11 protein-coding genes are annotated in these 12,350 nt (G+C 53.6%); 4 read left to right on the top strand and 7 right to left on the bottom strand.

Features of this window, described 5'->3' with window-relative positions:
• Window positions 1-276: 276 nt before the first annotated feature.
• Window positions 277-1,593, bottom strand: a complete 1,317-nt coding sequence (locus DESAC_RS04620; RefSeq protein ID WP_041283808.1) for a nucleotidyltransferase domain-containing protein — start codon at window positions 1,591-1,593, stop codon at window positions 277-279.
• A 206-nt stretch (window positions 1,594-1,799) separates the two neighbouring features.
• On the opposite strand from DESAC_RS04620, the gene DESAC_RS04615 reads away from it, so the two are divergent.
• Complete coding sequence (locus DESAC_RS04615) at window positions 1,800-3,572, top strand: chloride channel protein (RefSeq protein ID WP_148231181.1); 1,773 nt, start codon at window positions 1,800-1,802, stop codon at window positions 3,570-3,572.
• A 67-nt stretch (window positions 3,573-3,639) separates the two neighbouring features.
• On the opposite strand, the gene aroB is transcribed toward DESAC_RS04615, so the two are convergent.
• The 6 genes from aroB to DESAC_RS04585 all read right to left on the bottom strand — a co-directional run bounded on the left by aroB (window position 3,640) and on the right by DESAC_RS04585 (window position 9,470).
• Window positions 3,640-4,731 (bottom strand): 3-dehydroquinate synthase, encoded by a 1,092-nt coding sequence (gene aroB / locus DESAC_RS04610; protein ID WP_013705911.1) that lies wholly within the window; start codon window positions 4,729-4,731, stop codon window positions 3,640-3,642.
• Window positions 4,728-5,738, bottom strand: coding sequence for a 3-deoxy-7-phosphoheptulonate synthase (gene aroF, locus DESAC_RS04605; RefSeq protein WP_013705910.1), 1,011 nt, complete (start codon window positions 5,736-5,738; stop codon window positions 4,728-4,730). The genes aroB and aroF overlap by 4 nt, the downstream gene beginning before the upstream one ends.
• A 273-nt stretch (window positions 5,739-6,011) precedes the next feature.
• Window positions 6,012-6,539 carry a thiol peroxidase gene (gene tpx / locus DESAC_RS04600; protein WP_013705909.1) on the bottom strand — a complete coding sequence of 176 codons (528 nt, stop codon included), beginning with the start codon at window positions 6,537-6,539 and terminating at the stop codon, window positions 6,012-6,014.
• An 814-nt stretch (window positions 6,540-7,353) separates the two neighbouring features.
• Window positions 7,354-7,608 (bottom strand): hypothetical protein, encoded by a 255-nt coding sequence (locus DESAC_RS04595; RefSeq protein ID WP_013705908.1) that lies wholly within the window; start codon window positions 7,606-7,608, stop codon window positions 7,354-7,356.
• Between the two features lie 99 nt (window positions 7,609-7,707).
• Window positions 7,708-8,811 (bottom strand): phosphotransferase enzyme family protein, encoded by a 1,104-nt coding sequence (locus tag DESAC_RS04590; protein ID WP_013705907.1) that lies wholly within the window; start codon window positions 8,809-8,811, stop codon window positions 7,708-7,710.
• Window positions 8,812-8,825: 14 nt separating this feature from the next.
• Entirely contained in the window at window positions 8,826-9,470 is a 645-nt protein-coding gene (locus tag DESAC_RS04585; protein WP_013705906.1) for a Na/Pi cotransporter family protein, read from the bottom strand.
• 280 nt (window positions 9,471-9,750) lie between these two features.
• On the opposite strand from DESAC_RS04585, the gene DESAC_RS04580 reads away from it, so the two are divergent.
• From DESAC_RS04580 to selA, 3 genes are all read left to right on the top strand, one after another.
• A complete protein-coding gene (locus tag DESAC_RS04580; RefSeq protein ID WP_041283807.1) occupies window positions 9,751-9,990 on the top strand; it encodes an XdhC family protein in 240 nt (79 codons plus the stop codon).
• Between the two features lie 20 nt (window positions 9,991-10,010).
• Window positions 10,011-10,415, top strand: coding sequence for a nucleotidyltransferase family protein (locus tag DESAC_RS04575; protein WP_013705905.1), 405 nt, complete (start codon window positions 10,011-10,013; stop codon window positions 10,413-10,415).
• 266 nt (window positions 10,416-10,681) lie between these two features.
• Complete coding sequence (gene selA / locus DESAC_RS04570; RefSeq protein ID WP_013705904.1) at window positions 10,682-12,100, top strand: L-seryl-tRNA(Sec) selenium transferase; 1,419 nt, start codon at window positions 10,682-10,684, stop codon at window positions 12,098-12,100.
• The last annotated feature ends 250 nt before the right edge of the window (window positions 12,101-12,350 follow it).

Below are 12,350 nucleotides of genomic sequence, written 5' to 3'. Positions count from 1 at the left end.
CTAGCTAAAAAAGAAATAGTCATACCGGTCTACTTAAATTTTCCCTAGGTTCATAAACTTATACATCGCGCTATCAAAAAAATCAATTAAATTTTCAGTAACCGGACCATTTAAATAACGGGACTATGAAATGACCCCGGTGAGGAAGCTGTTGTTAAAATAAGAAAAGTCCCGGCGGGCTCCTGGATGGCATACGCCGCAATATGCGTTATTATAACAGTTTCATTCAGAAGGGCTTTGTTGTCAATCTTAAAGGACAGTTGAATGCCCCAGGGATCAGGTATTCCTCCCTTCAGTCCGCCTGCGGCCTGATTTTTCCCGATAGCGGCCTAGTTTCCGGTACAGCCACAGGAAGGGCCGCATCATAAAGAAGGTGGGAAAGGCGATATCGGGCAGTCGAATAGTTCCCCAGTCCCGGCTGTACAATAAAACTCGCTGCATAACTTTAATCTTATATTTAACCTCAGAATACAACCTGGACCTATGAATTATATTGCCGTAGAGAATTTCGGTTATCGGTGGTTTCTGTTGTTCGAGCGTGCAGATCCGTCTTAAGGCGGCATCAACCAGATAGTTCACCATGCGGTCCTGCGCGGCATGGGCCTGGATTGCCTCCGGGAGAGGCGCCTGCAAGAGATGATGTGCCAGAACTACCCCCTGCACCAAAGGCCGGGTTACGCCTTTTTCGAGAGCGCCCGCCAGCAATGCGTCCCAATCAGGCAGCCAATTCCAGCGGATGATTTCGGCCAGGTCATTCAGCCAAAACAGACGGCTCCAATTATGCTGCCCTCCATGATCAGCCAGATAGAGGACGGTATCCTCTAAGGGCATCGCCAGCAGCGAAGAGTTCGCCACGGTTATGGATTGCAGCCGCTCCAGGAGTCGGGTAAAATCCGTGGCACAATAAGGTCGGTTATAGAACAGGCGACTGTGGAGTTCTAATTTTACCTTTTTGCTCTCATGGGTATAAACTAAATGTTCCTGTAAGCGACAGAACGCTCTTTTCTGAAAAGGGGTCAGGTAAGGACCCGGCGATAGTCTGGAATAATCTTGACGCAGAAGCAGATCGGCCCGGTCGACGTGGTTTCTATCGACCAGCAGGTCTATATCCCCGGCATGGCGCAGGGCCAGGTTGCCGTAAACCTGCAGGGCCAACAGGCTTCCCTTGAGAGGAATGCAGGGAATGTTGTTCTCCCGTAAGAGGGTGTGAAGGCGCAGCAATTCCGCGGCATTGATGAGGCTTCGCTGGGCGTTGGATTCGAAGCGGGAGCGGAGAGCATTCCTGACGGCTCCCGGCACACCGTTTCCGCCATAGCGCCGGAGGTTCTCGTAAACCAAAGGGGCTACCCGGTGACGGTCCACCCACCTCAGAAAATCGGGCCAGGCGATTTTCCCCCGGCTCAATCTTTCGATCTGCTGCACTTCCTGTTCATGCGGCGCTTTCCGCAGACAGGCAAGGACAAGCTGCAACTCAGGAGGCATTGCAGTCCGATCCAACTTGAAATTTTCTCTCACGAAATTGTCACCTGGGAAGAAACGGTTGAAAGGGTCTGCCAGGCGCTTCGTACTCTCAGACCGCGGTTTCTTTTCCATACCTTTCTTTTACCATGAAAATCGTACTCAATCATCCTTAAAAGATATACTTACAAAAAATTGCGGTATTTCTTCCTGTTTCGGACCAGGAATATTTTAGATAGATTATAACATCCCGACATAACGGATAACTCTTATTCCATGCCTAAAGGGGACAGGCCCCTTTGCGCTTAAACAGCTACCTTCTGGGAAGTAGGTGTTTTGATTTGCTAAAAAAACTACGGAAGTTGAAAAGATTTGATTGGACGGGGCAGTTGCGCTGGCCCCTGCTGAGTATCCTGGTAGGTGTCATCGCGGGATTAGGGGCTATCCTCTTTGAAGAAACACTCCGCTGGACGCTCACTCATTTCTTGCACCTGCCCACTGCGTTTTTGGAGCCGGCCAGAGGCTCAGCGCCTGAACAGGTATCCTCGTTGGCCTCGGTGCGCTCCCTGCTGTTTCTGCTTATTCCCACTCTGGGCGGGCTGGCGTCCGGTTTATTAGTCTTTACGATAGCGCCGGAGGCGGAGGGCCATGGCACCGACGCCATGATTGAAGCCTTTCACCGACGCGAGGGGTATATCAGAAAACGCATTCCCTTGATAAAAATTTTGGCATCGTCCATCACTATCGGCAGCGGCGGTTCGGCGGGCAAGGAAGGTCCCATCGCCCAGATCGGGGCCGGCTTCGGCTCTTTTCTGGCCTCAGTGTTACGCCTGAAAGCCCGGGACCGTCGTATCCTGGTGTTGGCCGGGGCTTCCGGCGGCATTGGGGCTATCTTCCATGCACCCCTGGGCGCGGCCCTCTTTGCACCCGAGGTATTATATAAAGACACTGAATTTGAATTCGAAGCCATCCTCCCCTGCATCGTTTCGGCTATTATCGCCTCTTCCATTTTTGACCAATATTACGGCCGTCAGGCGCTTTTCTTTCCGGGAACGGTGGATTTTCACCTCATCGAATTGATTCCATATGCCTTATTCGGGTTGGTCTGTGCGGCAGTCGGGTTTGTCTATATCAAGGTTTTTTATGGCTCTCGGGACTTTTTTTTCAAACGGCTGCAGATTCCCAAGATAGTACGTCCGGCGGTAGGTGGATTTTTAGTCGGCCTCATTGCACTGCTTACCCCCCAGATCTTGGACGGGGGTTACGGTTGGATTCAGGCGGCTATGGAGGGCAAGATATTTTGGGGAACCATGTGGCTCCTGGTGTTCATGAAGATCCTGGCCACTTCCTGCACCATCAGTTCCGGGGGCAGCGGCGGCGTCTTTGCTCCATCGGTTTTCATAGGCGCCATGTTGGGAGGCGGCTTCGGTTTTTTGGGACATTTCCTGGCCCCTGCCTGGGTGATACATCCGGCGGCTTTTGTGGTGGTAGGCATCGGTGGTTTTTTTGCCGGGATCGCCAAGGCCCCCATCTCCTCCATTATCATGGCTTGCGAAATGTGCGGCAATTACACCCTCCTGGCGCCCCTGATGCTGGTTTCGGCAATTTCTTATATCTTTCTCGGTAAAACAAGCCTGTATGAAAATCAGGCAGTCTCCCGCCTAGCCTCCCCGGCCCATATCGGCGAGTTCGCCCGCGGCGTGCTGGAGGAGTTGCAGGTGGAAAAAGCCATCATTAAGCGGCCCCTCACTATTATCCCGGAAAATATGCCGTTTCCAGAACTTGTTAAGATAGTAACTACCTCCCAGGATTATCATTTTCCCGTGGTTGACAAGAAAGGGAAAATGAAGGGCATTATCTCCATTAATGATATCCGGGAGTATATCCTGGAAGATAATATTCACGGGTTGATCGTAGCTAAAGATGTGGCCACCCCTAATGTCGTGCGGGTCTTTCTGCATGAGTCCCTGCAAGAGGCCATGGATAAGATGGCCCTGATCAATGTGGATGAACTGCCGGTAGTGAGTGAAGACAGACCCGATACCATCATCGGCCTTATTACCAAGAGAGATATTATCAGTTATTACTATGATCAGATAGAACGCAGCGGCTAAACCTAAGGAAGGTGGCTGCCACTATTGATTCAATCATTGCCCTCTCTTTTTTCATACTCTCCATTTACTAGGCTCTGAGCCAGTCGGAGATCATAGTCAGGGGCGCTTTAGGGTAAATCACCGCCTCGCCTAAATGGCGCAGCAGGATGAACACCAGGTGATCGGCTTGGCGCTTTTTATCCATCTGCAAAGCCCCCAGTACCTCCTCTCGGGACAGGGATGGCGGCCGGAGAGGAAGGCCCTGGGATCGGAGCAGTTCCTTACCCTGGCTTGCCTCGGCCGGGCTTAGACCGGTGAGCTCCACCGAAAAATCCAGGGCCGCAGCCATACCCATCGCCACGGCCTCCCCGTGCTTGATCTTAAAACCTGAAGCTTTCTCCAGGGCGTGTCCCACGGTATGGCCAAAATTGAGAATCCGACGCCGGTCCCCTTCCTTCTCATCCTCCGCAACAACCCGGGCCTTGATTGCAACGGCCCGACCGATGATCTCGGCGAGCAGGTCCCGATTTCGGAGCTGCCGGTCGCGCCAGAGAGTCTGGCCCGGTCCGGAAAGCATTACCAGGAGATCCAGGTCGTGAATGAAACCGGCCTTGATAACTTCGGCCAAGCCGTTGCGCCTCTCTCTGGCCGGAAGAGTCAGGAGAAACTCCGGGTCGATGAGGACCAGCCGGGGTTGATGGAAGGTCCCGATGAGATTCTTCCCGGCCGGGAGATTAATAGCGGTTTTACCGCCGATGCCTGCATCCACCATCGCCAGCAGTGTCGTGGGCACCTGGACAAACGGGATCCCGCGCATAAAGATGGAAGCCAAAAAACCGGTCAGGTCCCCGATGACGCCGCCACCCAGGGCCACGAGCAGGCTTTGGCGGTCGGCGCCTTGCTCCAAAAGTTGGCAGACCAGGCGGGATAGGACAGGCCAGGACTTGCTCTTCTCTCCCCGGGGCACCGTTAGCAACGATGCCTGAATGCCCCGGTTCTTGAGAAGAGCTACTGTTCCAGAGCCGTAGAGTCGCGCTACCAGGGCATCGCTCACCACCCAGACCCGTGGATTCGGGCAGACCTGGGTGAGATAGTCGTCCAAACGGAAGCGTAGACCCGCTTCTAACAGAATCCGATAAGAGCGATCCTGCCCCGGAAGCTGGACGAATATCTCTTTCATAGCCACTGCCCCGGCCGCAGGGTCTGGATATCCCGCATCAGGGCGGCAAATTGCTCGGGATAGAGCGACTGCGGCCCGTCGGAGAGGGCATGGGTCGGATCGTGGTGCACTTCAATAATAAGGCCGTCAGCCCCCACGGCGACTGCCCCCCGGGCCAGGGGCGGCACCAGCAGGCGGCGGCCGGCGGCGTGGCTCGGATCGGCGATGATGGGCAGATGGCTCTCCTTCTTGACGTAGGGAATGGCGGCCAGGTCCAGGGTATTGCGGGCGTGGGCACCGATACCCCTGATACCTCGCTCACAGAGGATGACCTGGGTATTGCCTTCGGCCAGGATATATTCCGCCGCCATGAAAAACTCATCCAGCGTAGCAGACATGCCGCGCTTGAGCAGCACCGGCTTACGAGCCTGTCCAGCCCGGCGCAATAGAGAGAAGTTTTGCATATTGCGGGCACCGATCTGGATGATATCGGCGTATTGTTCCACCAGATCCAGGGAGTAGTGGTCGATAGCCTCGGTGATGACGGGCAGGCCGATTTCGTCCCGAACCCTGGCCAAAATTTTCAATCCCTCCTCCTCCAAACCCTGATAACTGTAGGGCGAGGTGCGGGGTTTAAAGGCACCCCCCCGAAAGACCTGGGCTCCCGCCGCCTTAACGGCGCGGGCAATAGTAAATGCCTGCAGCTCGCTCTCCACGGCACAGGGACCGGCCATGACCACAAAATGGCCCCCGCCGATCTTGACCCCTTGAGGCAGAACAATGATGCTGTTTTCCCGTTTCATTTCGCGACTCACCAGCTTATAGGACCGGGAAACCGGGATAGCCTCAATTACACCCGGCAGGTCGATGAACAGGGCCGGATCCACCGGACCGGGGTTGCGCAGGATGCCGATGGCCATCCGCTCACCGCCCGGTATGGTTTGGGCAGTGTATCCTAAGGCCTCGATCTTGGCCACCACCGCAGCAATCTCGGCTTCGCTGGCGGTTTTATCCATGACGATAAGCATTCTTCCCTCCTGCCCGCCTAAAAAACCAAGAGGCCGTGAGCATAACCCACAGCCTCTCTATAATAAATAAAAAGCCGCGGGTTCCCACTGGGACCCCACGGCGGGCGGTTCAAGTTAATCAGGGCGCCGGGGTCCCACGAGGAAACCACCAGTACCAAAAATGTAATATCGCTGACATATTCATGGTCACTTTTTAACAGGCGGCAACCGCGTTGTCAAGGAGATTCTTCCGGTTCAGATCGACACCCCGATCTGATCACAGTATATCCCGGCTTATTGATTCTCAGTAATGATGCTGTTTAAGGCCCGCAGGACCGCTTCATAATCCGGCTCGGCCGCGACCTCCGGGACTAGTTGAACATACTGCACAATTCCCTCCCGGTCGACAATAAAAACGGCCCGAGCCAACAGACGCAGTTCTTTAATGAGAACACCATAGGCGGCGCCAAAATCAGCCTGGCGGTGGTCCGATAAAGTCTGCAGCCTGGCCGCCCCCGCCGCGCCACACCAGCGTTTCTGCGCAAAGGGCAGGTCCATGCTCACGACCACCACCTGGACCGCCTCACCCAGTCCTGCCGCTTCATCGTTAAAACGCCGTGATTCGAAATCGCACACGGGGGTATCCAGGGATGGCACCGAGGCCAAGACCAGGACCTTGTCTCGATAAGAAGAAAGTTTGACGGGATGCAAGTCGTTGTCCAACAACTCACAGTCCGGCGCCGGAGAGCCGACTTTAATCTCATCTCCGAGCAAGGTCAGGGGATTGCCATGGATGGTGATAACACCCTGTCTTTCGGTCATAACATTACCCTTTTTTTCAGAAGTTGCTTGGGGCGAATACAAGATTCACCCCTACAGACGGGTCTGTCAATGCTTTATTGCTGTAGGGAGATTGCAGAGATCGACTGGTGGAACAGTTGCTTGGGGCAAATACAAGATTCGCCCCTACAGACGGGTCTGTCGATGCTTTGGTGCTGTAGGGTGGGCACCGCCAACCATGTTCCTGTTCTATTATCTCAGATAGCTGAAGTATTACATTCATTTGAATAGCACCTGACCGGTGGCACAGGCTTTCTAGCCCGTGCCAAGAACATTCTGTTTTTTTGATAAGTTCACATGTTCTCAAGAACACAACGAAGCATAAAAACAGAGGCGTAGAGGCGTAGGGTGGGCATTGCCCACCCTACAAATACATTCTGTTTTTATATAAGTGCACATGTTCTGCCGAACACAACGAAGCATAAAAACAGAATCGTGGCGGCTGCTCAAAATAATGTTGTTGCTGCTCACGGCTCACGGCTCACTGTTTTTATATAAGTGCACATGTTCTGCCGAACACAACGAAGTATAAAAACAGAATCGTGGCGGCTGCTCAAAATAATGTTTTTGCTGCTCACGGCTCACGGCCCACTGTTTTTATACAAGTTCACATGTTCTGCCGAACACAACGAAGCATAAAAACAGAATCGTGGCGGCTGCTCACAATAATGTTTTTGCTGCTCACGGCTCACGGCTCACTGTTTTTATACAAGCTCTTTTAATCTATGATATTTCAATAGCTCATTGAGGTTTTTCTAACCCTCCTGAATAAAGGGGGTTAGCCCACCCAACTGATTTAATAAGGAGATTCATCGCGGATGAATTCGAGGATCGGCTCCAGGGTGGCCAGCAAGGCATAAACCGGTTCGCAGCGGACGCAGGGGACCATATTTTCCCGCCCTCGAGAGGCAAAGACATATTCCCGGGAACCCTGGCACTGAGGACAGTTATCGGCGGCCAGACGAAGTTCCGCCACCAAGCGGCCCAGAACCGAGGTATCGAGATTTGCTTTAAAATCAGCAAAAGAAAGGGGAATACCGGTTTCAGACATGGACAACTCCTTATGGGTAAAGATTTAACTGTAGATTAAAGATAGGAATGATTATTCTTTGTGGCAAGGGGAAGAGAAAAAAAGGATAATTTTCTCTCTTTATCTGAGGTCTCTGATGATGGTTTGAATTGTCCCGGCCTGAGATTCGATGCTCTCGGTCAGTTTGAACTGCACCAAGCCGCGGGCCAGGTTGTGCTCCGGATCTCGGGCCTTGAAATAGAGGTCGCCGGCCAGATAGTCGGTGAAAAACCTGAGGCCTAGCTCGAAGGCGATGAGTCGCACGGCATCGTAGAGATAATTGTAATCAGATGGCCTCATGAAATCACGGGCCTGGGAAAGATACCCTCGCAGTATGGCCTGGCACAGATCGGCCTCAAAACGGACCGTCTCCCAGGCGGCGGTTTCCTCGCCCAGCGGATTGCAGCCGGAGCGCAGGCAGTCGCCGATATCATACTGCACCAGGCCGGGTTTGACCGTATCCAGATCAATCATGGCCACGGCCAAGTTGGTAAGATTATCCAACAGGACATTGTTGACCTTGGGATCACCATGGATAATCCTTTGGGTGAGCGTACCGTCGTTTCGGGCCTGCTCCAGGACAGAGACCCCAGCCCGCCGCCTGTCGATAAACTTCAGGGCAAAATCGACTTCCGGCGATCTCGGCTGGCGGCACTCCTCCAAAACCTGGTCATATTGCCGCACGTATCCCGGTGTAAGGTGAAACCCGGGCAGTGTGTCTGAAAGGAGATCGGGAGGAAGGTCGCTCAACAGTCGGTGAAAGCGGCCCAGGGCGTAACCCACTTCCGCGGCATGGTCTAAACCATTAATGGAGTCTAGGGATCTGGCCTGCTCGATAAAGCTGAGGCTGCGCCAGAACGAGCCCTGAGGGTCAATCCAATAGTCGCTGCCGTCCTGGGTGAACCGCACCTCGGGGGTTTCCCAGCGCCGGTCGGAACTGTGAAGCTCCTGCTGCTCGCTTCGCTGCAGATGGCGGGTAAAGGTTCTGAGGTTGCCCATAACCAGTTCCGGTTGCGGAAAGACCCGCCGGTTGAGCCTCTGCAAGATGAATCGCGAATCGGCCGCCTCCCCTAGCGTTACCAGAAAGGTATCATTGACATTGCCCCCGCCATATTCCTGGACCGCAACAATCCCGCCCTCTGGCGAAAAGCGCTCGGCAGCAGCCAGAACCGGATCCACACTCATCCCTTCTCCCTCTTCTAATCCCGACTCTCAAACCGTTTATCTACAATACCGATGATATCAATAAGATGCTGGAGGATACGTTTCTGCTGCTCCAAGATAGCCAGATAAATAGCGAAGGCATGGGGTTGGCCGAAACTTTGGGTCATCCGGGTTTCGTGCTCTGTTTCCCGCTGGAAGCACCCTTCGATAAGATTGTTGGCCTCATTAAACAGATATCTCTTGAGCGGCTGGTTTTCGGCATGAAACAGATCTGCCAGACCGCGCAAAAGACCTTTGACGCGGGTAAAAAGATCGTTCAGATGATAGAAATCCTGATCGGAAATCATCACTGCCTCTCTGATCTTGCGTTGCACCGGACCTGCCATATTGCTGATCTCGGCCCCGATATGCTCCAGGTGAGTAAGCACCCCCGCAAGTTGGATAAGCCGCAAATTGCCCTTATTGATCTTATCCTGCTGTAGTTGTTCCACTTTATTAAAAAATTCGTCAATATCCAGAGTAAGGTTATCTCGCAGCCGCTCCACTTCCTCCAACTCGGCCAGGCTGCTGCGGTTAAAGGCATGGCGGATGGCGCCGCACATCAACCGCAGGGTATCGACAATGGGAGACAGGGCCGCCAAAGTGGTGCGGTAAAATCTATCCAAATGATCTGATTGCATAAACGCTTCCTTTTTGCCGGTTTCCGGTCTGGTAACAATTCAGTCAGCCGAGAGCTTTGCCCCAGGCAAGGGGGGTAAGGAACTGGTAACCACAAAAGTTTTAAGAGCGTCTACCATAGTATCCAAAGAATCGAGATTCCGCTGCTCCTATTTTATTTCAAGCGAGCTGATTTTTTAAAATTTTCCCTTCCTTCATAATGAGACTTAGGAGGCGTTCCGGGCTTTCCAGCAATCTTAAGTCCAGGGGATTACCATCAACCACCAATAAATCCGCTACTTGGTGCTGGTTACTCGGAACCATGCCTACGACCAATCGGTGTTGCGCCAGGCGCTGGCGGCTCCAGCCGGCTATATCGGCATGTTTGCCAGCCGCCGCAAACGGGAGGCCATCTATGCGGCCCTGACCAAAGAAGGTTTTCCCCAAAAGGACTTTTACCGGATCTTTTCGCCTAGCGGTCTTGCCATCGGCGCTGAAACCCCGGAAGAGATTGCCGTGAGCATCGCCGCGGAGCTCATTTAGGTAAGGTCCGGGAAAAACCGATGAACTTCGGGGACGGCATCGCAGCCCTGATCCTGGCCGGCGGGTATTCCTCTCGCCTCGGTGGCTTCAAGCCGTTGCTGCCCTTGGGCCAGTCGACCTTCCTAGGGGAAGCAATCCCACGGTTTCACACCTCTGGTGTCGAGGATATCCGGGTAGTCACCGGCCACTGGTCTACGGAGCTTGAGCCAATCCTTAATAAGCTTGGGGTAAAAATTGTCTTTAACCCGAACCACGATGCAGGTATGTTCACATCTGTCCGGGCAGGAGTGCGCAGCCTGGAGGATTGGATCACCGCCTTTTTTCTGCTGACGGTTGATATCCCCCTGGTAAAGAGAATTTGGCTCACAAAAGGTCTTTCATCACCTTTGCCATCAGTAAAGAATATCTTGTTGGCGATCGACTGATTGATGTTAAAGCCCCGGTGCACCTTCCCCTTTTGTGGTTTATCTAATCTATTCGCATTGTTATATTGCCACAATCCGGAAACCTTTTCTATTTATTTCATATTAGCAAAGTTTTTTTATGTATCACCGAGCCGTTATTAGGTGTGAAACTCAAGTTTTTAATGTATCCTTCCCTTAATCTCTACTCCCCCTTGAGGGCTCGGATCGGGATGGGGAAAATAATATGGCAATGCTTTCGGCAACTACTATAACAGGAATGTGTCAGCATGGATGAACAACGTCAGCGATTATTGCGCCAATTACCGGCGGTGGAGGAACTGCTGCTTTATTTTCAGGAACATCCCTACCCGCAGGCGTTCCCACGGCCGTTACTGACTAAAGCCATCCGTCGGGTCCTGACCGACTATCGGCAGCAGCTTTTAGAAAGCCCAGCCGCAGTGCTACCAGCCAGGCTATCGGAAACCGAGCTTATCAAACGGGTAGAAGATGTCGTCGAGGAGTTGCAGCGACCTTGCCTGAGGCGCGTCGTTAATGCCACCGGCGTTATTATCCACACAAATCTGGGTCGTTCACCGCTGCCCGGGGCAGCGATCCAGCAGATGCTGGAGGTCGCCGGTCATTATTCCAATCTGGAGTATCACCTAAAGGAAGGGCGCCGGGGATCCCGTCATGATCACCTGGAAAAATTGCTTCGGGAGTTGACCGGCGCCGAGGCCGCCCTGATCGTCAATAACAACGCCGGGGCCGTGCTGCTGATGCTTAATACCCTGGCCCAGGGTCGGGAAGTAATCGTCTCGCGGGGCCAATTGGTGGAAATCGGCGGTTCCTTCCGCATGCCCGATGTGATGCGGGCCAGCGGCGCTATCCTGCGGGAAGTGGGGACCACCAACAAGACCCACCTGTTCGATTACGAACAGGCCATCTCTTCCGAAACCGCTCTGCTGCTCAAGGTCCATACCAGCAACTTTCGTATTACCGGATTTACCAAAGAAGTGCCTCTGGCCGACCTAGTGGCCCTGGGGGAAAAATACCATCTTCCGGTGGCGGAGGACCTGGGCAGCGGCTGTTTCCTGGATCTGAGCCGCCATGGCATCGACAGAGAGCCGTCGGTGCTTGAAGCCCTGGGTCAAAAGGTTAACCTGGTGGTGTTCAGCGGCGATAAGCTATTGGGCGGCCCCCAGGCTGGCATCGCCTTGGGAAACAGGCAATACGTGGAGCAGTTAAAACGCAATCCCCTTACCCGCGCCCTGCGGCCCGATAAATTGACCCTGGCCGGTCTGGAGGCGACCCTGCGGCTTTACCGGGACGAACAGGAGGCGGTACAAGCAATCCCCACTCTGCGGATGATTACCAAACCTCTAGCGGCCATAAACCGCCAGGCACTCAATCTGGCCCGGCGCCTGCGCCGCCGGTTGCCGCCACCGTTCCGGGTGAACCTCTGGCCCAGCATCGCCCGCGTCGGCGGCGGCGCCCTGCCGCAGGTGGAACTTCCCAGCCGCGCCCTGAGCCTGGAACACCCGGACTGGCCACCCCACCGCCTGGAACAAGCCCTGCGGCAGGCACAGCCGCCGATCATCGCCCGCCTGGAACAACAACGGTTGCTGTTGGACCTGCGGACCATCTTGCCGGAAGACGAACCACTCGTAGTTGCGGTACTGGCAGAAATACTGGCACCGGAAGCATAGCCGAGCACGGTCCGGAAGAAACGACTGACTCCTTTACAAAAATAAGGTTTTTGGCGGAATAAAGTACGCCTTCGTCGAATGAACCAAAATTTACTCAGTTAATTCAAGAATCTCTGTTCAATTCGATCCTCGGAACTTCGACCTCAAAACTTATTTTCTAACCGACCTAAATCCTTTAAAAAAATTAAAAAGACATCCTGCCCGCAACCGATGTTCCTTGTGTTCACTCAGGGTCGGTGATATAGTGAAT

The organism is Desulfobacca acetoxidans DSM 11109 (genome assembly GCF_000195295.1).
GTDB classification, from domain to species: domain Bacteria; phylum Desulfobacterota; class Desulfobaccia; order Desulfobaccales; family Desulfobaccaceae; genus Desulfobacca; species Desulfobacca acetoxidans.
Note: the sequence above shows the minus strand (reverse complement) of the source record. Positions and strands in the feature narration are given on the sequence as shown.

Excerpts from the sequence above, each read along its gene's own strand:
- DESAC_RS04575 (WP_013705905.1), top strand. The coding sequence starts at position 10,011 with ATGAACTTCGGGGACGGCATCGCAGCCCTGATCCTGGCCGGCGGGTAT.
- DESAC_RS04590 (WP_013705907.1), bottom strand. The coding sequence starts at position 8,811 with ATGAGTGTGGATCCGGTTCTGGCTGCTGCCGAGCGCTTTTCGCCAGAG.
- DESAC_RS04620 (WP_041283808.1), bottom strand. The coding sequence starts at position 1,593 with ATGGAAAAGAAACCGCGGTCTGAGAGTACGAAGCGCCTGGCAGACCCT.
- tpx (WP_013705909.1), bottom strand. The coding sequence starts at position 6,539 with ATGACCGAAAGACAGGGTGTTATCACCATCCATGGCAATCCCCTGACC.
- aroB (WP_013705911.1), bottom strand. The coding sequence starts at position 4,731 with ATGAAAGAGATATTCGTCCAGCTTCCGGGGCAGGATCGCTCTTATCGG.
- DESAC_RS04595 (WP_013705908.1), bottom strand. The coding sequence starts at position 7,608 with ATGTCTGAAACCGGTATTCCCCTTTCTTTTGCTGATTTTAAAGCAAAT.
- aroF (WP_013705910.1), bottom strand. The coding sequence starts at position 5,738 with ATGCTTATCGTCATGGATAAAACCGCCAGCGAAGCCGAGATTGCTGCG.
- selA (WP_013705904.1), top strand. The coding sequence starts at position 10,682 with ATGGATGAACAACGTCAGCGATTATTGCGCCAATTACCGGCGGTGGAG.
- DESAC_RS04585 (WP_013705906.1), bottom strand. The coding sequence starts at position 9,470 with ATGCAATCAGATCATTTGGATAGATTTTACCGCACCACTTTGGCGGCC.